Origin of the sequence: Tardiphaga sp., from assembly GCF_044340795.1 — a bacterium.
GTDB lineage: Bacteria > Pseudomonadota > Alphaproteobacteria > Rhizobiales > Xanthobacteraceae > Tardiphaga.
Window position 1 is genome coordinate 24,558 of the sequence record NZ_JBIISY010000018.1, and the last position, 21,291, is coordinate 45,848.

Genomic DNA, 21,291 nt, shown 5'->3' on the forward strand with positions numbered 1-21,291 from the left:
TCTTCACGCGTTTTCCCCTCTTCTGAGTTTTCTTAGGTTTGGTTCACTTGATATCTTTGAGAACAGGCAGCAGGTAGCCCAGGAACTTGTCGGGATCCTCGCTCATCGGGAAGTGGCCGAGTCCCTTCATGATGGTGACGTGGCTGCCCTTGACGCTGTTGGCAACGGCCATCGTCTCCTCCGGCGTGCACGAATAGTCGTATTCGCCGGACAGCAGGAACAGCGGGCATTTCGACGTATCGATCTGTGCGACGCGTTCGCGGATGTCGCCGTCGAGCTTGTAGAAATAAAGGTCACCCTTGAACACGCCGGGGCCGCCCTGCATGTAGTGCCACAGCGTCTCCCAGCGGTCGGCATCCGGCGCATCCGGGCCGACAAGGCCGGACACGATGGCCGCGCAGACCTCGCCGCCGTGAACGTCGGGCCGATGCAGGAAGTTGAGATCGTAATAGGGGTCCACATGCGCGCCGGCCTGCAGGCCGATGATGGCGCGGAAGCGCTCCGGATGTTCGAGCGCAAGATGCAGCGTGATGCGGCCGCCGATCGAGCAGCCCATCACGATCGGCTTGTCGAGCTGGAGCGCATCGGAAATCGCGAGGATCATCTCGGTATATTGCGCCGAGGTGAGCTGGTATTCCTCATTGTGCCAGCCGGCCGGCGGCGACGACTTGCCATGCCAGGGCATGTCGAAGGCGATGACGCGATGCTCCGCGGTGACGCGTTCGTCATTCATCAACGCGCGATACTGGCGCCCGTCGGCACCAGCCGTGTGCAAGCAGAGCAGCGGCGTGCCCTGGCCGGCTTCTTCGACATAAATGCGATGCTTGCGGCCGAACAGATCGAGATGCAGATAGCGGCCGATGGTGGATTCAAAACGGGCGGTCATGCGGCGACTCCTGCACGCAGTTTCACCAGCGCTTCCTTGAAGTAGCGCAGATTGGCCATGAAGACGTGCAGATTGCCCTCGGTCTTCAGGGTGCGGCGCTTGATCAGCGCCATCAGGTCATGCGAGCCGGGCTGCGGCTTCGCGCTCCAGAATTTCGTCCATTCGTCCTCCGACGCGCGCAGCGCAAAGGACCACGACGGCATCACGAACGGCCCTTTGGTGATCGCGACGATCCTACCTTCGTTGATGCCGATCAGCCAGGCGGTGGCGCCGACCTCGAGCAGGAAGGTGGTCGAGAGAAAACGACCGCGCTTCACCAGCATCTCGTCGGCATTGACCTTGTTTTTCAGGTCTTCGATCATGTGTTCTCCCTTCAGGCGAGCGCGACCAGAGCATCGACGGCGACCACGCCGTCACCCACCCGGTTGATGATCAGTGGATTGATTTCGGCATCCACCACGACCGCATCCTTATCCAGCGCAAGCTGTGACATCGCCACGATTGCCTGCGCTAGGGCCTCCATATCGCCGTGCGGCTTGTTGCGGAAGCCATGGAACACGCGGCTGATCGACAGGTCCGCGATCATTCCGCGCGCGGTATCGAGATCGACCGGCGCGAGGCGAATGCTGCGATCGCGATAGATCTCGGTATAGATACCGCCGGCGGCGAGCAGCACCAGCGGCCCGGCTTCGGGATCGACACGATAACCGAGCAGCATTTCGCCGAGGCCGGACGTCATCTGCTGCACCAGCACCTTTGACACGGCAGCGTCGGGCCGATGCATCTTCACGCTGGCGGCGATCTTCGCCATCGCGGCTTTCAGCTTCGCCTCATTGCCAACATTGAGCACGACACCGCCGACTTCGGTCTTGTGCGCGATCTCGGCGGACAGCAACTTCACCGCCACCGGATAGGCAAAGGGCAGCGCGATCGACGGCGCGTCGATATCGACGGCGACGGCCGGTGCATGCGGCACGCCGACCTTCTTCATCAGTGCATAGGCCGCAATCTCGTCGAGCTGTTGCGTCGGCTTCGCCGTGATGTCGTGCAGCGGTTTTGCCTGTGCCGTTGCCGGCCGGCGCAGCAGCGCGGCGCTGACAGCATCGGCGCAGGATTCGGGCGTGCGAAAATTCGGCACGCCGGCTTCGGCCAGCAAGCCGAGCGCCTGAGGCGCATCGGGCACAAGGAAAGTGACCAGCGGCTTGGCCGATGATGCGCTGTCGATCACGGGCTTCACCGCGAGTTCCGGCTGAAAGCGCGCAGAGGATCCTACAACGGCGACGACCACATCGAATTCCGGAGCCGACAGCATGGTGTCGAGCGCGGCCTTCATCACGTCATAGCGCGTCCCGGCGAGGGTGAGATCGGTGATGCGCTCGTGATTGGCCTTGACGCCGGCCGCACCGAGCCTTGCAAAGGTCTCGTCGCTCGGCTTCACCACATCGATGCCGCGCATCGAGAGTTCATCGACCACCATGGCCGCACCGCCGCCGGTGGTGGTGACGACGCCGACACGTTTGCTGCGCGCAGCAACGGGCCGCGCCGGCAGCCGCTGCAGCAGCGGCAGCGCTTCGAGCAGGGTTTCGAAACTGAACACGCGGGCAATGCCGCAATCGGCGAGGAAAGCCGCGGCGACATCGTCTTCTCCGGCCAGCGCACCGGTATGCGACAGCGCGAGTTCTGCGGCAGCGGCAGAACGGCCGAGCTTGTAGGCCACCACCGGCTTGCCGCGCTCAGCCGCCGCGAGCGCGAAGCTCCGCAGATCCTGTGCGTGACGGATGCTTTCGAGAAACAGCATGTAGCCGGTGACGGCTGGGTCATCGAGCGTCGCCGAACAGATCTCGCCGAGGCTGAGATCGATCTCGTTGCCGACTGAGACGAGGCCGGCAAAGCCGATATTGCGCGCCTTGCCGCGCGAGATCAGGCCACCGAGCAGGCTGCCGCTATGCGACGCCACGAAGACGCCGCCGCGCGGCAGATCAGGCTCGGCGAAAGCAGCATTGGCGGTGATGATCGTCTTGTGGTGCAGATTGATGGCACCGAGGCTGGAGGGTCCGAGAATACGCAGACCCGTTTCGGCGCAGATTTTCTGCAACTGCGTGACCAGCTTCTGGCCGTCCTCGCCACCCTCCGCAAAACCGGACGCGAGAATGGTTGCCACCGGCACGCCGAGCCTCGCGCATTCGGCGGCGGCCTCCACCGCGCCTTCTGTCGGCGTCAGGATGAAGGCGTGATCCGGCACCTCCGGCAGGTCGGCAAGCGAGGGCCAGGCCTGGTCACCCAGCACCGTGGGTCGACGCGGATTGATCGGGTAGATTGTGCCTTCATAGCCGGCGCGCCGCAGATATTGCAGCGGCCGCGCCGAGGTCTTGGTTACGTCGTCCGACGCGCCGACCAGCGCGATACTGCGCGGGGCCAGCAGCGCCTGCCGGAGCGATGGTCTGGTCGTCTCAGCTTGCACGGGCGCCCCGCTGATCGAACCGCCGATCGAACACATCTTCTGCGATCCGGTTCTTGAGGATTTCGATGGAGCCGCCGGCAATCATCCAGCCGCGCGTACGGCGCATGCAGTATTCGGCGAGCGCCTCCTGGCTGTAGCCGAGACCGCCCATGATCTGTACCGCTTCATTGGCGGCGTCGAAGCCAGCCTGATTGCAGGCGAGCTTCGCCAGCGCCGTCTGATAGGGCGACGGCAGGCCCTCGGTCACGCTGGCGGCGCGGTACAGCAGCATCTGCGCGGATTCCAGCTTCAGCGCCATGTCGGCGAACTTCCATTGCAAGCCCTGGAACTCGCACAGCGGGCGGCCGAACTGTTTGCGGATCGACGCGTGGTCACGGGCAAGATTGAAAGCGTAGCGACCGAGCGCCAGCGCGCGTGACGAATTGCCGAGGCGCTCCACATTAAAGCCGGAGATCTGCTTCTTGAAACCGCCGGGGCCGAGCAGAACGTTCTTCGCAGGGATATGGCAATTCTCGAAATAGAGCTGGCTCCACTGCTCGCCGCTCATGAAGGGCGTCGGCTTGCCGATGGTGAAGCCGGGTGTATCGCGCTCGATGATCACCGAGCCGATGCCATTCACGCCGGGCCCGAAACGGACATAGACGAGATAGATGGCCGCATCCGGGCTGTGGGTGCCGAACACCTTGCTGCCATTGATGAGATAGCCGTCACCGTCCTGCGTGGCAGACGTCTTCAATTCCGTCACAGCCGAGCCCGCATCGGGCTCGCTCATGCCGAGGCTGATGCAAATATTGCCGGCGAGCAGATCCGGCAGCCAGCGTTCCTTCTGGTCCGGCGTCGCATATTCAACGAAGGTACGGATCGGACCGAAATTGCCAGCCTGGATCACATCTGCGCTGCGCGGGCAGACCGAGGCAATCTGCTCGATGGCAATGACGCTGTCGAACAGCGTGCCGCCCTGGCCGCCATGTTCGGGATCGAAGGCGATGCCCATCAGGCCCTGCTTGCCCATCATCTGCGCGACGTCGCGCGGGAAATGCGGATCGTGCGCGCGTTCCAGCGCGCCGGCCTTCAGGTTGGCTTCAGCGAAACGACGCACGGAGTCCGCGAATGCTTGCTGCTCTTCGTTCAGTTCGAAATTCATCTGTCTGGCGCACCTGCTCGATTACGCGTCCTGTTTCCCAGCGCAGGCTTTGACCGACAACTGCACATCGGTTATACGGTCATTACAAAATGTAATGATTGGAATTGGTTGATCGGACCATGATCCCACCGCTCAATCCGCTTCATGTCTTCGACGTCGCGGCGCGCCATCTGTCCTTCACGCGCGCAGCGGCGGAACTGCGCGTGACGCAACCGGCGATCAGCCGGCAGATCACGACGCTGGAGGGCTTTCTCGGCATTCGCCTGTTCGAGCGCGACCGGCACGGGTTGCGCCTGACGTCGGAGGGTGAGGAGTTCCAGCGCCAGATCGCGCCGGCTTTCCGCATCATCGCCAATGCCACCGCCGGCGTGATGGCCACCGGCAAGGCCGAGCCGCTGAAGATCCGCGTCTACACGACCTTTGCGGCAAAATGGCTCATCCCGCGGCTGCCATCGTTCTATGTCGCCTATCCCAACATCAAGCTGAACATCAGCAATGTCGTCGCGCCCATCGATTTCGAGAAGGACAAGGTCGATCTCGCCGTGCAATTCGGTGGCGGACAATGGCCGGGCGTCGAGACGGAACTGTTGTTCACGGACGTCATCCAGCCGGTCTGCAGCCCGAAATTGCTCAAGCGCGCGCGGCTCGGCGAGCTCGACGATCTGCGTCACGTGCAGCTGCTGCACTCGCATTATCGCCGTGCCGATTGGCCGGACTGGCTGATGGCAGTGAAACGACCCGACCTGCTCACCGATGCCGGCATCAGCTTTCCGAGTTCGGTGCTGACCTATCAGGCCGCCGTTGAAGGCGTCGGCGTCGCGGTCGGCCAGCTCTTCCTGTTGCGCAATGAAATCCAGGACGGATCACTGGTGCCGCTCTTCAATGCCCCGTTCGAGCGCCCGATGGCGCATTACGTGGCGTGGCCGAAAAATCGCCCGCTCGGTCGCAAGGCACGCAGTTTCATTCATTGGCTCAAAGGCCAGATCCAGACCTCCCTCTCATCGCAGTGATACTGGCACGAATGCATGACCGCGCGGCGCATCTGCGCGATGGGCGCGATCTTCTCGAGAAAGCGATGCCGCCACCGAACCGTGGCACAGCGCTTCGAATACGCATCGCTTCGTAGCGACGATCAAGATAGGTTCGACCGCATGAGCCACACACTAACCGAGAGTTTTCGATGAGTGAGCGCCCGAGGCCAGATCGACGCAACAGCTATGTTTACTTCCAGACAATGACGACGCGCTGGATGGACAATGATTCGTATCGTCACATGAACAATACGACCTATTATTCATTCTTCGACACGATCGTGAATCAGTATCTCATCGAAAATGGTGTCCTCGACATCGAGAAAAGCGAGGTTATCGGCCTCGTCGCTGAAACCATGTGCAGCTATTTCAGATCCCTCGGCTTCCCCGCAAAAGTGGCCGTGGGCCTCCGTGTTGCGCGGATCGGATCGAGCAGCGTCCGTTACGAGATCGGACTATTTGAGGAAGAGGCCGAAGACGCCTCTGCCCAGGGCCACTTCGTTCACGTCTATGTTGATCGCGCATCGGGCCGCCCGGTCCCTCTTCCGGAACCACTTCGTGCCGCCTTGTCCAAACTGACGATGTAGCAGCAGCCACGCCGAGGGAGATCGATCCCTCGAACGCGTCGTTCGATACAACTGTTCCAGCGCCTGTTGTCGACAGTGCCGGCACCACAATCGTGACGAACGGATTGTAGTGCCGACCACCTTTCCCACCAGCGCCCAAGCCAATCCTGGCCGAAGCGCGACGTCTAGCATCCCGCCAGCAGATCAGCGCACGAGCCGGCGTCGCTCCTCCGCTGTCAGCTGGTCCATCGCCGCCTGTTCGAGCGTGCCGGCACCGAGGACCTGAACCGGGCTGTTCGGATTCTGCGTGCGGCGTTCGTCGCGGGGTTCGGTGCGCAGCTGCTCACGCTTGTTCTCGTCATCCCCGCCGCCGCCGCCATAGCCGAGCACTTCGACGATGATCACCGACGGTTGCGCATTGGCAGTCTGCGTCGGCACGGCCGTCTGCTGCGTCGCCGCCGTGGCATTGGAGCTCGACAATGCCGCGCTGATGCTCGGCGCCTGCACCGTCGGGATACCCGTCGCCGTGCCCTGCACCTGGATATTCGCGGCATTCAGCACCTGCAACGCGGCGAGATTGACATTGCCCGATACGCGGATGCCCGCTTCGCCGGCGTCGATGGTACCAAACGGCGCGATCAGGTCGATATCGCCGGCCGGCACTTGCGGAATGGGATTCAGCGTCGCGATGCCGGCGCCGGAGGACGGCACGACGGGCGACAATTCGACATTGCCGAACTGGTCCGTGGTGCGCTTCGGGGGCGTGTAGATCACCGTCGTCTTCGCGCCGCGGCCGGCATTGATATCGCCGGTGGCAGTCCACCCCAGAATGTGACCGCCATAGGTGGTCATCACGCGCGACAGGCCGAGCGGGATACTGCCCTTTGCGTACATGCTGATATTGCCGGCGCCCTGGGTCACGACGCCGGCGCTGGCCGGCACCAGCTGCCCTTCGACGCCGATGATCGTTTGCCCGCCGGGCGCCAGCAACTCGATGTCGCCGCCGGACACGGTGCGCACGCCGGAGCCACCGAACATCACGATGTCGCCGCTGCGGGCGATCGCGTTGCCGTTGGCATCCTTCTCGGGCAGCAACGCTGCGATCACGTTACTGCCGCGTAGATAGGATCCCTTTCGCGGACCATCGGCATCGTTGTATTCGCGCCCGGCTTCCTTCAACTCGGCAAAATACACCTGCCGCAGGAAGATCGCCTGCTGCTCCTGTGCCAGCGAGGCGAAGTAAGCGCGGTTCTCGTCATCGGTGCCGTTAAAGCCGTAACGATCCTTCAGCCACACTGCGAGTTCCTGCTCATAGGTCTTGGCGACCTTGCCGGGCTGATCCGCCAGCGGTGTGTCCTTCACGGCGAGATTGGCCGGATCGAGATAGAGCGACGCGAGTTTGGCGTAATCCGGCGCTCCCTCGCCGATCCCCGCCTGCATCAGGATGCTCGCGCCCGGTCTCTTGTCGCCGGGGATGACACTGCCGAGGCTGGTCACCGAGGCCTTGTCGTCCTGACGGATGTTGCGCCCCGCGGAGATCACCAGCGTGCCCGGCCCTGCCACCTGTGCATTGGCATAGATCACGTCATGCCCGGCCTCGATCAGCGAGAAATCCGTGACGTTGTTGTGCATGGCGAGGACGTTCGGCGCCAGGATGTCGCGGCCGGCGCGCATCCAGACCGGGGCCGCTGCCTCGTACCAGGTATCGACGGTGCGCGGCAGGCTGTAGAACGGCAAGCCCGGCTTGCGCACGCTGCCGAAGGTCAGGTTGACGATATCGTCGCCCGCATAGATGCGGGCCGGCTCGCCGTTTCCGGTGTGCAATCCGCTCGCCAGCGGCGTGTTCGGCCCGAAGGCAAATAGTGGCGGCTTGCTTCCATTGCTGGTGGTCATAGACGCCGCGTCGCCGGACAGATTGTGGGCGATGGGATTCAATGTGCCGCCAACTCTGGCGAGGAACGCGGCATGGAACGGGTTCGGCAATTCGGTATCCGCCCCGGACATGGCGATCCCATAGCCGGCGCCAAAGATGCTCTTGCCGGCCAGCATTTCGAGCTGGCCGTTCGGCGACGGCGCCAGCATCAGCACATTGGGCGAAACCGTGCCATAGCCGAAATTGATCGTGCCACTCGCCGCGACGGCACGGAGGATCGACGGCATCATCATGTAGTTCACACCACCGCCGACCGGTTCGATGCCGACATTGGCGCTGTAGCTGGTCGTACTCGAGATCAGCGTCGGCACCAGGTCGCCACCGGCCGAGAACAGGTTGACGGCCGTGCGGTCGGTCCAGAGCGAGAACCAGCTGCTACCGCCACGATCATAGGTCGTGCCGTTATGGCTGAACGACGCCGTGTCGAACGCATGGACACGGCCGGGATCGCCGGCGCCGCCGAGGATGAGATTGCCGCGGGTGTCGATCGCGGCCACGCTGTCGCCCAGCATCAGCACCATGCCGCCCAGGAGGCTGCCGCCGGTGGCGACAAAGGGGTCGACGGGCAGGATGCCGCCGCCGCTCTGGCTTTGCCCCGCAGCATAGCTCGACTGCGTGGTCGCGATGCCGCCGATCCGCGATGTATCGACATTCAAGGCGCCGCGCAGATTGGTGAGCGTGCCGTTGAGATCGAGCCTCTGGGCCTGGCCGGCCTGCAGGCCCCCGCGCGGCAGAGCAGCGGTCGCCACGAGGTTCGGATTAAGCATGCCGCCGGTGCGCAAAGTGAGATCACCGCCGCCGGTGAGAACGAGTTCGCCGTTCACCACGCGGCCGGTGGAGCCGATGGCCAGATTGAGCCCCTGGCTGCGCTCGGCGCGACTTCCGGTGCTGTTGTAAGCGGCATCGCCGCGGACGTCGATCACGCCGGCATCGCGTCCGGCACGCACCGTGACGTCGCCGCCGCCGAGCGCGCCGATGCCGGTGAAGCCGATCAGGCGCGGGCTCTTTTCAGCGCTCTCCATATTCGTCGCATAGGTGCCGAAATTGATCCACCAGCTGGTGGCGACATCGCCGACACCGATGGTGCCGCCGCTGCCCTGCCGCCACAGCCAGTTGCTCACAGCCGCGCTGGATGACCCTGCAGCCGCATTGGTGGATGTCCCTGACGAGGGATCGATGGGCGTGCCGCTCCAGGAGCCATCGCCCCAACTGTCGCCGATCACGTCGCGGCCGGCATCGATCAGCACATTGCCGCCCTGGTCGGGATACCAGGCGCGATAGGCGGCGAGCGCCGCATCATATTTGCCTTCGGCCTGCACGGGGCCGAGCACATAGCTGCCGTCAGGTGCGCGTTTCAGATTGTAGGGCGCATTGGCGGCTGCGCCGCCGGGCAGCAGGCTGTTTGTGCCGGCGGTGTAGACGCCGAACATCGACATCATGCGGACGTCGCGGCCGGCGACCACGGCGAGATCGCCGGTACCGGTGCGGATCACGCTGTAGCCGGGCGTCCCGTAGCCGTACGCGGTCGTGTTGACGATAACGGATTCGTACTGACCGTTACCCTCGCAAACGATCGGATCCAAGGCGCAGATTGCTTCCTCCGAATAGCCCCACACGCCTTCGGCAGGCAAGCCAGCTAGTGATTCATCTCCGAGAATATTGATCGCGCCTTCGAGCGTGATCGTTCTGGGGTCTCCAACCCATTGCGTCGTCGTCGTCGATTTGAACGTGCTGTTGATGCCCTGATGGGTGTCGGCCAGAACGACGTCGCCCTTGCCTTTCACATTGCGCGCACGCACATCCGCCGAACCGAGATCGGCACCGGCCGTGAGCGTCAGGTCCCATGAGGTCGAGCCTTCGCCCAGCATCGGCGCCAGCGCCCAGTTGCGGCCCGAACCGTTCGGCCGCAGATTGACCGCCTGGTCATTGAGCAGTTCGACCTTGGTCATCGCGGGGATCAGCGATCCCTGCGCCAGGGTGACCCGCGCACTGGTGATCAACAGCACGGGAATCTTGACGCCCTTGGGCCAGGTGAAAGCAGCGACGCCGACCTCGCTGCGCAGCGCGAAGCCCGCACCGAGCTTGCTGCCGGCGGCGAGCGTGATGGCGGTCGGCAACACCGTGCCCGCGGCATAGACGGTGCCAGTGGCCGTGATCACCTCCGCGGCCAGCACGGTGCCGGCCGGCAGAGCAAGCGTTCCCGTCAGCGTGACTTGCGCCGGCACGACGGTGCCGACCGGCAATGTCACGGCACGGACCGGAATGCTGTAGTTCAGCACCGCCCCCACCGGGAAGGTCGTACCGGATTCCAGCCGGACGCCGTCGATGGGCACCACGATGTCGCCGCCGAACGGCGTCATGTTGTTGCCCTGGGCGTCGCGGGCCTCGATCAGCTGCCAGCCCTTGTCATCGTCCGGCGAAGACGGCGGCGGCGCGAAGCCGTCATTGATGCTGCCATGGATATTGAGATTGCCGGCGGCGCGGAACACCAGCGCGCCCGGCTCGCCGAAGCCGCGCAGATTGGCGTCGATCGTGTTCGACTGCGGACCATAGCGATGGTTCGACAGGTCGATATCGCCGACCAGGGTGAGATCGCCATTCGGATTGTCGGCGCTGACCTTGCCGACGATCTCGACACCCGGGCGCAAATGATAGCTGCCGAGCCCGGAAAGACGCGCGCTCAGCGCACCATTGCCGAGCGCGGCATTGATGAAGGTCCGGCTCTGCGCATCGATCGCGTCGAGATAGGCCTGCGTGATCAGTTGCGGCTTGCCGCCATTGACATCCGGCACAGCCGCAAGCGGCGCGTCGTCATAGGAGCGGAATGCATTGACAGCGATGCTCTTGGCACCGGCAATCGTCGGATTGCCAAGCACATCGACAGCGACATCATTGGCGCCGAGGCGCGGCGCGTTGAGCGTGAGCGTGCCACGGGCGCGTCCGTCATGGTCGGCGGATTCGGTGCCGTGGCGCAGATCGATCCGCGCGCCCGCGGCCAGCGTCAGCCGGCCATTCTGCGTGGTCAGGTCGATGACCGCGCGGTTCGGACTGTCGATGATCTTGCCATAGCTATCCACGCGCAAGCCGGTGCCATGGGCGTCAAGCGTGCCGTTGATGATGAGATCGCCCATCGCCGCGAGACGGATGTAGCCGACCGAGAAGCCGGATGCATTGATGCGGCTATTGACGGTGAGGCTGCCGCCATCGACGGCGATCTCGACCTGGCGCGCCTTCACCTCGTCGCCGATGGTGAGGCTGCCCTGCTTGATCTGGAAGCGGCGGGCGCCGAACACCTCGCCGGCATTGAGGCGTGCATTGAGCCCGGCGAAATCCGCCAGCGTCTGCGCACGCACGGAAATCTCCGCAGCCTCATAGGGCACATAGGTGCCGCCGGCATCATGCACGCCTGTCGCACTGCCGCGGATCGAGCCGGCGAGATCGACATAACCCGCCGCATCGTCGAGCGCCGTCACCTGTAGCGTGCCGGCGCGGTTGTAGCGCGCTGACAGATCGATACTGGCCCCCGCCCCCATGGCGATATTGCCATCGGCGCTGCTGAGGACCACATCGCCGCCCCAGCTATACTTCTTCACATCGAACATGGTGATCTCGCGACCGGCCATGTCGATGCGTGCGCCATTCGTCAGCACGAGATCATTGACCGCGTCCAGCGTGAGACGGCCCGACGGCAGCACGACCGCCGTATCGAGCGTGATGCGCTGGCCGGAAATCTTCAGTTCGGCGCCGAGTATATCACTGGTGGCAGAAACGCTACCGCCATTGCCCGTGATCAGCACATGACCGCCGGCCTTGATCGTGCTGGCCGATCCGGCCTCGCCGGTCATCATTGCGGTACGAATGGTGAGATCTCCGCCGCTCAGGATGAATCCGGTCTCCGCCTGATAGCCGCCCTGCTTGTGATAGACGTTGAGCGAGCCCTTGCCGCTGGACGACACGCGCTCGGACGCCGTGAGATTGACATTGCTGAAGCCGAGCGCGAGGCGATCCGCCGAGATCGCTGGGTTCGGCCGCGTATTCGGCGCATAGCCGAGCAGAATGCGATCGGCGACGATATCGAGCGTACCGTCGCCGAGCCGGCTGAGCACCGGCGCGCCCGGAAGCTGCGTGACCGCGCCGCCAGGCACGGCGATTGCGCCATTCGTTGCAGCGATCGCACCGGACCAGATGAATTCGCCGGTGGTGATGCTGGCTTTGTCGCCCGCCGCGCCATAGCCATAAATCGCTGGCGCGCCGATGACGAGACGATCGAGCGACGACTTGCCGGTCTCGGGATTGAGCGTGTTGAGATCGACCGAACCGTAGATATTGACGGACTCGCGGGCGTTCAGCACCAGCGTCTCGAGCTTGGGTGCGCCGATGCTGGTATTGCCGCGCAGGAGATTGGCGAGCACCGTCTGGTTCAGCGCCATGCCCGGCGGCAACTGGCCGGCCGCGCCTGCTGCAGCAAGCGCCTCTGCACTGCCGAGATTGACCGCGGAAATGCCGAGCACGAGGTTGCGTGTGCCATAGCGCAGGCTGTCGCGCAGCGTGAAGGCGGCAGTGGTCGCCGCGCCGATGGTACCTTCCGAATAGAGAGCCGTCTCGCCACGGCAAATGGAGTCGGCAACGCAGCCGCCCACATCGATGGCAACCGGCCCGCCCATCGACGTCGATACCGCGTCCGGCGCCAGCAGATTGACCCAGCCGTTCGAGACCACGAACACAGCCTCTTTGGCCGGAATGTAAACAAAACCATTGCTGGAATCGAACGGCACCGGACCACGACCCAGCGTGTTGATCGTGGCCCCCTGCTCGATGGTGATGTTTCCGGTTCCGGGACTGTCCGCACGTTGGCTCGCGATCAGGAAGACTTCGGCGGCTGACAGGACCGCGCCCGACCGAACCGTCACGCTGTTGGCAGCGTTGTTTCCGAAATTCACGATGCTCTTGCCGTAGCCTTGGCTGCCCAGCGTCGCGCCGGCGCCGATGGTCATGCGCGCCGCACCGAAGGCGTTGAGCTGATCGGCATAGACAGCGACAGCCTTCCCGGTCTTCACCGGCGTCTGGCCCGCGGCAAGGATTTCGATGTCGGCATTATTGACACCGCGGACCGTCAATGTGCCGGCAAAGCCCTGGCTTCCGGCTTCCGGTGCGAACAGCGCTGTGCCATCGAACGCCAGCGCCGGCTTGCCCGCCAGGCCGGCGCCCTGCGACAGAAACAGCTCCAGCATCTTGGCGTCGGAGGTGATCATGCCGCGCGCAAAGCCGCGCCGGACGGCATCGGCCAGGACGAAGGAATTGTAGTCCATCTCGTTATAGGCGGAATGCGTGCGCACCTTGTCGCCGGGCGTGATCAGGAGATGGTTCAGCAACGACGAATGGATGCCGGTATGGGCGATGCTGAGATGACCGGTCGCGACATAGGTGCCGATCTCGGTGCCAACAGGCGCACGTGCGGCGGTGACGTTTTGTCCGATCTCGACGCGGAATGCGCCGGGCAACAGCGCGTAATTGGACGGCAACAGCGTATAGGTGCCGGCCGGCAGGCCCGGCACGCCCGCAGGCACCGTCACCTGCTGGCCGATCACCGGCGTTCCCGCAGCGCTCTTGTCCGCCACCGGTCCCGTGCCGGTGAAGCCCGGCATGATGGCATAGACCTTGTTGCTGGCGCTGCTATAGTCGAAGGCCGGGTTCGCATTGGCCAGCGGCGTGGTGAGAATGTCTACCGAACCGCCGCGGCCGCTGAAGAAGCCCGCGCCGACAACCTTGCCGCCGCCCGTGAGGTCGATGACAGCACCGCGATCGACAGCGACGGCAACGCCGCGCAGTGAAACGCCGCGCGCGGCATCGCCGTTATAGTCGGTGCCGAGCGCTTCGAAGGGCGTGATGTCGGTGCCGTTGAATTTGTAGCTGAGCCCATCGATGGTGCCGCCATAGGGCAGTACGAGACCGGCGGCGCTCACCGAGGTGATGCTCCCGGCAAGAAGGTTGGTCTGCGAAGGAGTAACGATGACAACATTATTGCTGATGCTGATATCGCGGCCGATCGAAATCAGGCCGAGCGGTGCGCGCACCACGCCGCCCTGATTGACGACGCCGCCCTGCAATCGCAGCGAGCCGAACACCGAATAAGGCACGGCCGGATCGGTGCCGGGCGTGCGCGCAATGGTCAACGTGCCCGCGGTTTCGATGATCGCGGGAACGCCGGTGCCCGGATAGAGCTGCGCCGCCGTGATGGTCAGGTCGCCGGGGGCGGACAGGCGCGAGCGAATATCGCTGCCGCTCAATGTCGGCTCTTCGAGCATGCGGATATCGCCGCTGCTGGTCAGCGCCACCGCCCGGAAGCCGCCGCGATTGTAGAACTGTTCCACTAGCACGCGCAGCTTGCCCTGCAGGCCGGCGAAACTGGCGTAGCGCACATCGATGTGATCGGCGGTGACACCGAGATACGCGCCGTCATAAGCGCGTGATGGCTGGGTTGACGGCTCGTTCGAAACGACCGACTCCAGACCCGGCAAGACCGCGTTTTCGCTCGGGCCCGCCGACAGCGGCGCCTGCCCGAACAGGACATGGGGCGCTTCCAGCGTCACGCGCGCACTGGTCGAGCCGCCTGCGGCCAGGCCGATCTGGCCATAGATCTGCAGGCTCTGCGCGAGCTTTAGATTGACGCCGTCCGCGAGTGTGGTGATGCCATTGGACAGCAGCGTGAGATTTCCGAAGCCGCCGGCTTTGATCTGATCGACGCCGAGACGCGCTTGTCCATACGCCAAACCGGCGTCTCCGGGCCGCATATCGTCGGAAATCGTGTGGCCACCTTGCGTCATCACGATGGCAATTTCGCGGGGCGTCAGCACCGCCGCATCGAGCGATAGCTTGCTGTTGTACTTGGCGCCGTTGAGCCCCAGCTTCAGCGTTCCGCCCGCTGCGCCCTCGCCGCCGGCCGCAGCGCGCATGGTGCCGTCGAGCACCATGCCGAGAGAGGACTGCAAACTGATCGTGCCGCCATTGCTGGCGACATTCAGCGGCAATGACGACTTGTTCAGGCCACCGCCGGGAAGATCGATGATCGCCTGCGTGCCCGACGCATCCAGCACCGCGCCGGCGCGGATGACGACGAAGGAATCCGGCATTGCGGTCGGCGTGGTATTCTCGAAATCGACGCTGCCGCCGATCGCGATCGTGCCGCCATTGCGGACGATACCATATGCGCGCCCATGCACATCGATGGCCGTGACCGCGCGGCCGGCGACATCGAGTACCGCATTGTCGCCGATCCAGATCGAGCGGCTCTGCACCTTCGGATCGTAGAGCCCATAACGGAGGTGATCGATCGCAATCTCGCCGCCGAAGGCATTCAGCCGGCCTTCGACGGTGATCTGGCCGAGGGCTGCGATATCGATCTTCTGGCCGGGATCGACGGTGATCACCGCGCCCTTTTCGACGGTGATGCCGGCCCCCTGCACGACGGTCTCCGTGCCCGACAATACCGGGCTGGCCCGCAGCTCAAGGCTCGCGCCCTTGCGCTGCGTCAGCGTGGCCGTGCGCGGATTCTCCAGATAGAGCGGCTGCGACAGCACCTCGCCGCCAAAGGCCAGCACCGGCATCATAACATCGAGCCGCGTGTTCGATGCGACCGTGACGCCCTGGCGGCCATCGACGGCGTAATTGGCAAAGCCTGTCCGGAACAGCGCGGGATCGAGCCGCAGCGCGCCTGCCTCGGCAACGGCACCGATCACGATCTTGCCGCCGGTCGCGATGTCGAGCTTGCCGCCGCCGGCAACGCCATAGGCGCGGATATTGCCATCGAGTGTCAGGCGGCCCGTGTTCGACGTCACATCTGCCGCGGCCTTCAGAGCAACATTGCCGCCCTTGCCGCCGGTCAACTTGCCGCTGCGCGACAGCACGCCACCAGACGACACATCGATCGCGCTGCCGCGTTCGACTTTGACATCGCCGCTCGATACCAGCGACACGGTGCCGCCATCGATGAAGGCTTCACCCTGGGCATCCTTGTCGGCCACCTGATTGACCCACACGCCGCGCAGATCGATGACGGCGCCGGATGCCAGTTTCACTTCGGAACGGCCGCCCTGCGCGAGATATTGCTCGTTCGACCCCGTTGTCGATGCCTTGAACGCATTCGTTGCCGTGAACGAACCGCTCTGCGCAGTGATGGCGGCATCGATCTCAATGACCGGCGCGATCAGGCGAATATCCGCGCCCTGCGCGAAGGTCACATCCGCATCCACGGTGATCTTGCCACGCGTGCCGAGATCGAGCCCGCCGAGATTCTGTGCGCTCAGATGTTTTGCATCGAACCAGACGGTGTTTGCCCCGCCTCCCTCCGCCGCATCGGTGATGCGCACATCGGAATTGTAGAGATCGAGACGGCCATTGGCATCATAACGCCCGAGCGCCAGCGTGCCGTTCTGCGCCGCTGTGGTCTGCGTGAGCTTGTAGCCGTCCGTCGTCGCCGCGCTGCGCTTCGTCGTCTGACGCTCACCGGTGACGGTGTCGGCGACGATGCTGGCCTGGAACGAGGCCGTCGGTGCCGACAGGATCAGGCGGCCAGCATCGCGGCCGACCGTATATCCCTCTTCCCAGCGTTTGGATGTGCGGCCGCGATCAAAGAGTGTGGTCCAGACTTCGGTGAGATTTTCGGACTCTTCGCCCTGGATATTGTGCGTGCGGACGAATCCGCCGGCAAAGCCGCGGAAACGGAGATCGGCCGGTGCATTGTCCACGGAGTAGCGACGGCCATCGCTGCCGATTAGATTGGTGGAGTAAATCCAGCCCGCGGCATAATCGATAGAGCCGCCGGAGATATCGAACGTGGCGCCACGTTGTGCGATCACTTCGGGCGCGCTGAGCGTGATGGTGCCGCCGACAGCTGCCCATTCACCGATCCCATGCTTGGTATTGGCGAGATGGCCGCCGACTTCGAGCAGGCCATTGGTATAGTAACGATCGCCGACATAGACGCCGTCCTTGCCCGGCAGCAGAGTCAACGCGCGCAGGTCGATCCAGACGTCGTTGTTTTTCAACGCATCGGAATCGCGGTTCTGCGGGCTGTCGCGCAGTTCGTTGCCCTGCAGGTTGACCTTGATGTTGTTGTCTTCCATCATCAGCGCGACATTGCGCAGGCCGGAAACATCCAGCAGCGCACCATCCTCGGCGACGATCTGCCTGGTGGATGAAACAGCGATCTGGCCACCTTGCGCGACGCTGGTCGACCCACCCTTGAAGGTGACGGTACCGCCGCTGACGATTTCGATGCGCGACTGATCCTGCCGGTCCGCCAGCGCAGACAGGTTGTCAAAGCCGGCGATATCGATGAGGCGCTTCTTGTTGGCCTCGACCGAGGCATCGACCAGCGCCTGGCGCTGGCTGTCGAGCGCGGTCTCCTTGCTATCCAGTTCTGGGAGAATCGCCGTGAAACTGTCGGCGCCAAGCGTGACGCTTCCTTTGCTGTCCGACGCACTGTTGAGCAGATGGATGGTGCCGCGGGTATGGACCGCCGTGCTGGCGATCAGCACGCCATCCTGCATCAGCGTGCGGCCCGCCAGCGTGATATCGCCCTGCGTTGCCTGAATGAAGCCGCTGTTGCGCACCGCGCCGTTTGCACTGTTGGCTGCGATGACCGGCAGGATCTCGTGGCCGCGCGTGGTCGAGCTGGTGTTGGCATCAGTGCCGAGCCCGCGGCGCAGGATGAAGTCGTCGCCGGCGGCGAGGATGGTCTGCCCCTTCGGCGTCATGATCTCGCCGGCATTCTCCACCTGCGAGCCGATCATCAGCACATAGCCGCCACCAACCCTTGGATCAGTCGGCGCGCGCGTGGCGATGCTGGCGCCCGCCTCCACCACGACCTTGCCGCCCGCCGCCCTGAAGCTCGGCGTGAAGGTGCCGCCGCTCTGCGTGCTGTAGATGCCATTGGCCATGAACTGCGCATCGGTGATATCGGCGGTCGACGCGATCAGCGAGCCGACATTGACCTGGCTGTTGCCGCCAAAAATGATGCCGCTCTGATTGATCACATAGACATGGCCGTCGGCCTTGATGTTGCCGAGGATCTGGCTCGGCGCTGTGGCATTGGTGACGCGGTTGAGCGCGACCCAGCCTGCATTGCCGCCCTGATCGAACGTCAGCGTGGTGCGTGCGCCGACATTGAACGACTGCCAGTTCAGGATCGCCTGCTGCGTGAGCTGACGGATATTGACCTGGGTCTGGCCGGAACCATCGACGCTCTGCGATGGGTCGTTGGCGCCGCTCCAGCCCGCCGGCTTGTTTGGCAGCAGGCCACCGAGACCAAGACCATTGGGAACCGCGATCGGCGCGGTGACGGACGTTTGCGCCGCGGCCGCAGCCGCGCGGGCGGCGGCCTGCACGCCCTGAATGTCCTGCATGGCGCGCGCTGCGCGGGCGATTGAATCCTGCGTCTGCCGCCCCGCGGCGATCGCCCGCTGCGCAGCCTGCGCCGCGGCATTGGATGCGATGTCGGGCGCCGAAACAGCACCGCCTCCGCCGCCGCCATTCAGTGCACGGGCATGAAGCATCGGCGACGACATCAGGAGGGCCACCGTGCTGACCGTGGTCAGCAAAGCGCCGGAACGCGAAAACACCTGAAGCTTGTTGAAGTTCGACGCCATGACTGCCCCTCGAACGGTGCGACAGAACGCACCGAGACCATTCCAGCGAAGGGACCGAGGCAGAACACATCGAACATCCGCAATTGCGGCCGGCAATTCCTATTGCCGGACCATCACTTGCGGATGACACACGCGCCCCTGCTTTCCGTCTCTTCTCGTGATTGCCCGTAAGACGGTCGGAGGCGGGCCGGGACTGAACCGTGTCACAAATATTTCGTACGAAAGATCCGGCTCAGGAAAGCACGACGATCGCGCCGGGCAGTGACGTGACCTTGGCGCCATAGGCTTCCCGCACCAGCGCAATCAGGTCGTCGACGCGATCGATCGGGATACGCGCATCGACCGGACGTCGGCCGAGCGCCTCATTCATCAGGACGATGCGTCCATTGCGATAGCGGTTGACCTCGTCCACCACCTCGGCAAGCGGCATCTGCCGGAACACCAGCTGCCCGTCGCGCCAGGCCATCACGACGGCCGGATCGACCGGGACCGGCGCGCCAACCACACCATCGGCATAAGCCAGCTGTCGGCCGGCACCGAGATCGACGGTTCGTCCGGCATAATCGACCGCAAGTGTTCCCCGATGGCAGGTCACCACCGATCGACCGGCATCGCATCGCAGATTGAACTGCGCGTCGGTGGCATGAACGAGGCCACCCGCGGCCCGCACCGTGAGCGCTCCGATCTGTCGCGGCGACACCGATATGGCGGCTTCTCCCGCGATCAGCTCGATCTGTCGCTCGGTCGTCTTGGGGCTGACATTCAGGCTGCTGCGGGTATTCAACTCGACCGTAACGCCGTCCCCCATCGCGATCTCGCGCCGCTCGGCTGTGCGGGTCCGATAATCCGCCGCGAATTCCTGTGGCGACGGCCACAGATCCATCGGCGGGCGGGCCACCAGATAGCCGGCGCCGGCGACCGAGGCGGCAATGGCGCCGCCAAGGAACCAGCGTCGCGATGGCAGGCCGCGATGGGACGCCACGCGGCCCGCCCCCGGCGCGACGGCCGGCAACCGGGCGACCTTTTCAAGTCGGTCCCACAGCAAATTCGCTTCCGCAAATGCCCTGGCATGCGCGGGACTGCGACCGCACCAGGCCTTCAGCGCCTGCGCGTCCGCAGCCGTCGCGTCGCCGGACGTCAGGCGCATCAGCCATGCCTGCGCCTCGCCGTCCAGCGTCTGCGTCCCGCCTGCATCCGTCATCGGGGTATCTTTCTCAGCCACCATCCTCCCCTATGACTCTTTTGAGACGCCGGGACCGAACCGGCGAACAACTTTTCTTCCAAGCCGCTGCGCACAGTGCTGCAAGGCCTGCACAAGCTCCTTCTCGACCATGCGCGGAGAGATGCCAAAGCGCGCCGCGATATCGGCATGTTTCATCTCGTCGATCCGGGCGAGCAGGAAGATCGCCTTGCGTCGCGGCGTCAATTCGTTCAGCGCCGCCGCAAGGGCGTCCATCTCCCGGCGCGCATCCGCGATCCGCTCGGGATCGAGCGTATGGTCCATCATGTGGCGCAGGGCATCGATCTCGGCTGCGGACAGTTTGCGATTGTCTGCTTCCTTGCGGTCGGCGGCCTCGTTGAGCGCCATCCGGAACAGATAGGATTCCGGCTTCTGGATCGCGCTGGCATCGCCGATGCGCTCGAGCCGGAGCCAGGTCTCGTGCAGCACCTCGATCGCCAATGCGTCGGAACCGAGCCGGCGGCGCAGGCGCTCGCGAAAGCGCTGATACTTGTCTTCGAAAATGGCCCGCATGCGGACGGTCGCGTTGTCCGTCATGGCGCCCCCGCAGGTCCGTTCGCGCAATGCCCCCCGGCCGCGTTGCCACGCAGGATCATCGTGACCGGTTGCGGCAGTCCCGCGGGCGGCGGCGCGACGCGGGTCCGCATGATCCGCTCCGCCAGCGCAACGCGACGCTCGTCGTCCAGCCTTGTGACCACATGGACCGCATCGACCGCACCAGCCGGTCCAACCCACACCTGCACCACCCCCCTCTCCATGCCGGCATGGATGCGAGGATCGTTGCAGAGCGAGCGTTCGGCCTGATCCTGAATGCGCACAAAATAAGCGTTATATGCGCCGTTGCGCTGTCCCTCCGACAGCCGATCAGGCATCGGCTCCGAGGTATTCGGACCGACGGCGAAGGCGGTGTCGTTGACGCGACGGAACGAGAGACCGGTACCAGCCAGAAGGATGCGCAGAGCATCCTGCGGCACGAGCCTCCCCTTGACTGTGGACGATATCCTGTCGCGCGCCACCTCGGCATCGACGAGAGCAGCCATTCCGGCCTGGTCCGCGAATTCGGCAAGCGCGGCAACAAGCGGCTGCGCCTGAATGTCGTAACTCCGAACACCACTCAACGCCGACACCGGACTGCTCAGCAACAGGACTGCAAGGACCGCAGCAAGGCGAATGACAACGCCCTGACGCGCAACACAAGGCGCGGGCATCAGACTTTCACCTTGAGGTTCTGCGAGGTTACAGCTGGAGCCACGTACCTATGGGACGATTGTAACAGTTAGATGTCAGCGCGATCCGAGAAGCGGGCACGGCGCCTGGCCTAACGCCGCCGTTGCTCTCCTGGCAACAGCACGATGATAATCGAGCACTGGAGTGGACAGGATCA

Annotated in this window: 10 protein-coding genes; 2 read left to right on the top strand and 8 right to left on the bottom strand. The window is 64.2% G+C overall.

Going from position 1 to position 21,291, the window contains the following annotated elements; genetic code table 11:
- Nucleotides 1-43 precede the first annotated feature (43 nt).
- Genes ACIQ17_RS05050 through ACIQ17_RS05065 form a run of 4 tightly spaced genes read right to left on the bottom strand, consistent with a single transcriptional unit; the run spans nt 44 to nt 4,491 of the window.
- Nucleotides 44-886, bottom strand: coding sequence for an alpha/beta fold hydrolase (locus tag ACIQ17_RS05050; protein WP_398466042.1), 843 nt, complete (start codon nt 884-886; stop codon nt 44-46).
- Complete coding sequence (locus ACIQ17_RS05055) at nt 883-1,248, bottom strand: hypothetical protein (protein WP_398466044.1); 366 nt, start codon at nt 1,246-1,248, stop codon at nt 883-885. Before ACIQ17_RS05055 ends, ACIQ17_RS05050 begins: the two co-directional genes overlap by 4 nt.
- Nucleotides 1,249-1,259: 11 nt before the next feature.
- On the bottom strand, nt 1,260-3,347 hold the full coding sequence (locus ACIQ17_RS05060) for an acetate--CoA ligase family protein (protein ID WP_398466046.1): 2,088 nt from the start codon (nt 3,345-3,347) through the stop codon (nt 1,260-1,262).
- Nucleotides 3,337-4,491 carry an acyl-CoA dehydrogenase family protein gene (locus ACIQ17_RS05065; RefSeq protein WP_398466048.1) on the bottom strand — a complete coding sequence of 385 codons (1,155 nt, stop codon included), beginning with the start codon at nt 4,489-4,491 and terminating at the stop codon, nt 3,337-3,339. The genes ACIQ17_RS05060 and ACIQ17_RS05065 overlap by 11 nt, the downstream gene beginning before the upstream one ends.
- Before the next feature lie 119 nt (nt 4,492-4,610).
- Here ACIQ17_RS05065 and gcvA point away from each other — a divergent pair, with 119 nt between their 5' ends.
- Together gcvA and ACIQ17_RS05075 are read left to right on the top strand one after the other, a co-directional pair.
- On the top strand, nt 4,611-5,501 hold the full coding sequence (gene gcvA, locus ACIQ17_RS05070; RefSeq protein ID WP_398466050.1) for a transcriptional regulator GcvA: 891 nt from the start codon (nt 4,611-4,613) through the stop codon (nt 5,499-5,501).
- A 170-nt stretch (nt 5,502-5,671) separates the two neighbouring features.
- Entirely contained in the window at nt 5,672-6,109 is a 438-nt protein-coding gene (locus ACIQ17_RS05075) for an acyl-CoA thioesterase (protein WP_398466052.1), read from the top strand.
- A 183-nt stretch (nt 6,110-6,292) separates the two neighbouring features.
- Here the strand turns inward: ACIQ17_RS05075 and ACIQ17_RS05080 are convergent, their stop codons facing one another.
- From ACIQ17_RS05080 to ACIQ17_RS05095, 4 genes are all read right to left on the bottom strand, one after another.
- Nucleotides 6,293-18,667, bottom strand: coding sequence for a filamentous haemagglutinin family protein (locus ACIQ17_RS05080; protein WP_398466054.1), 12,375 nt, complete (start codon nt 18,665-18,667; stop codon nt 6,293-6,295).
- A gap of 232 nt (nt 18,668-18,899) precedes the next feature.
- The gene (locus ACIQ17_RS05085; RefSeq protein ID WP_398466056.1) at nt 18,900-19,889 is read right to left on the bottom strand and encodes a FecR family protein; all 990 of its coding nucleotides are present in this window, start codon (nt 19,887-19,889) and stop codon (nt 18,900-18,902) included.
- A gap of 9 nt (nt 19,890-19,898) precedes the next feature.
- Nucleotides 19,899-20,444: an RNA polymerase sigma factor gene (locus tag ACIQ17_RS05090; RefSeq protein WP_398466058.1), complete on the bottom strand. Its 546-nt coding sequence runs from the start codon at nt 20,442-20,444 to the stop codon at nt 19,899-19,901.
- Complete coding sequence (locus ACIQ17_RS05095; RefSeq protein ID WP_398466060.1) at nt 20,441-21,115, bottom strand: STN domain-containing protein; 675 nt, start codon at nt 21,113-21,115, stop codon at nt 20,441-20,443. The genes ACIQ17_RS05090 and ACIQ17_RS05095 overlap by 4 nt, the downstream gene beginning before the upstream one ends.
- Between the last annotated feature and the right edge of the window lie 176 nt (nt 21,116-21,291).

Coding starts and splice junctions, on each gene's coding strand:
- ACIQ17_RS05050 (WP_398466042.1), bottom strand. CDS start 886: ATGACCGCCCGTTTTGAATCCACCATCGGCCGCTATCTGCATCTCGAT.
- ACIQ17_RS05095 (WP_398466060.1), bottom strand. CDS start 21,115: ATGCCCGCGCCTTGTGTTGCGCGTCAGGGCGTTGTCATTCGCCTTGCT.
- gcvA (WP_398466050.1), top strand. CDS start 4,611: ATGATCCCACCGCTCAATCCGCTTCATGTCTTCGACGTCGCGGCGCGC.
- ACIQ17_RS05065 (WP_398466048.1), bottom strand. CDS start 4,491: ATGAATTTCGAACTGAACGAAGAGCAGCAAGCATTCGCGGACTCCGTG.
- ACIQ17_RS05080 (WP_398466054.1), bottom strand. CDS start 18,667: ATGGCGTCGAACTTCAACAAGCTTCAGGTGTTTTCGCGTTCCGGCGCT.
- ACIQ17_RS05075 (WP_398466052.1), top strand. CDS start 5,672: ATGAGTGAGCGCCCGAGGCCAGATCGACGCAACAGCTATGTTTACTTC.
- ACIQ17_RS05055 (WP_398466044.1), bottom strand. CDS start 1,248: ATGATCGAAGACCTGAAAAACAAGGTCAATGCCGACGAGATGCTGGTG.
- ACIQ17_RS05090 (WP_398466058.1), bottom strand. CDS start 20,444: ATGACGGACAACGCGACCGTCCGCATGCGGGCCATTTTCGAAGACAAG.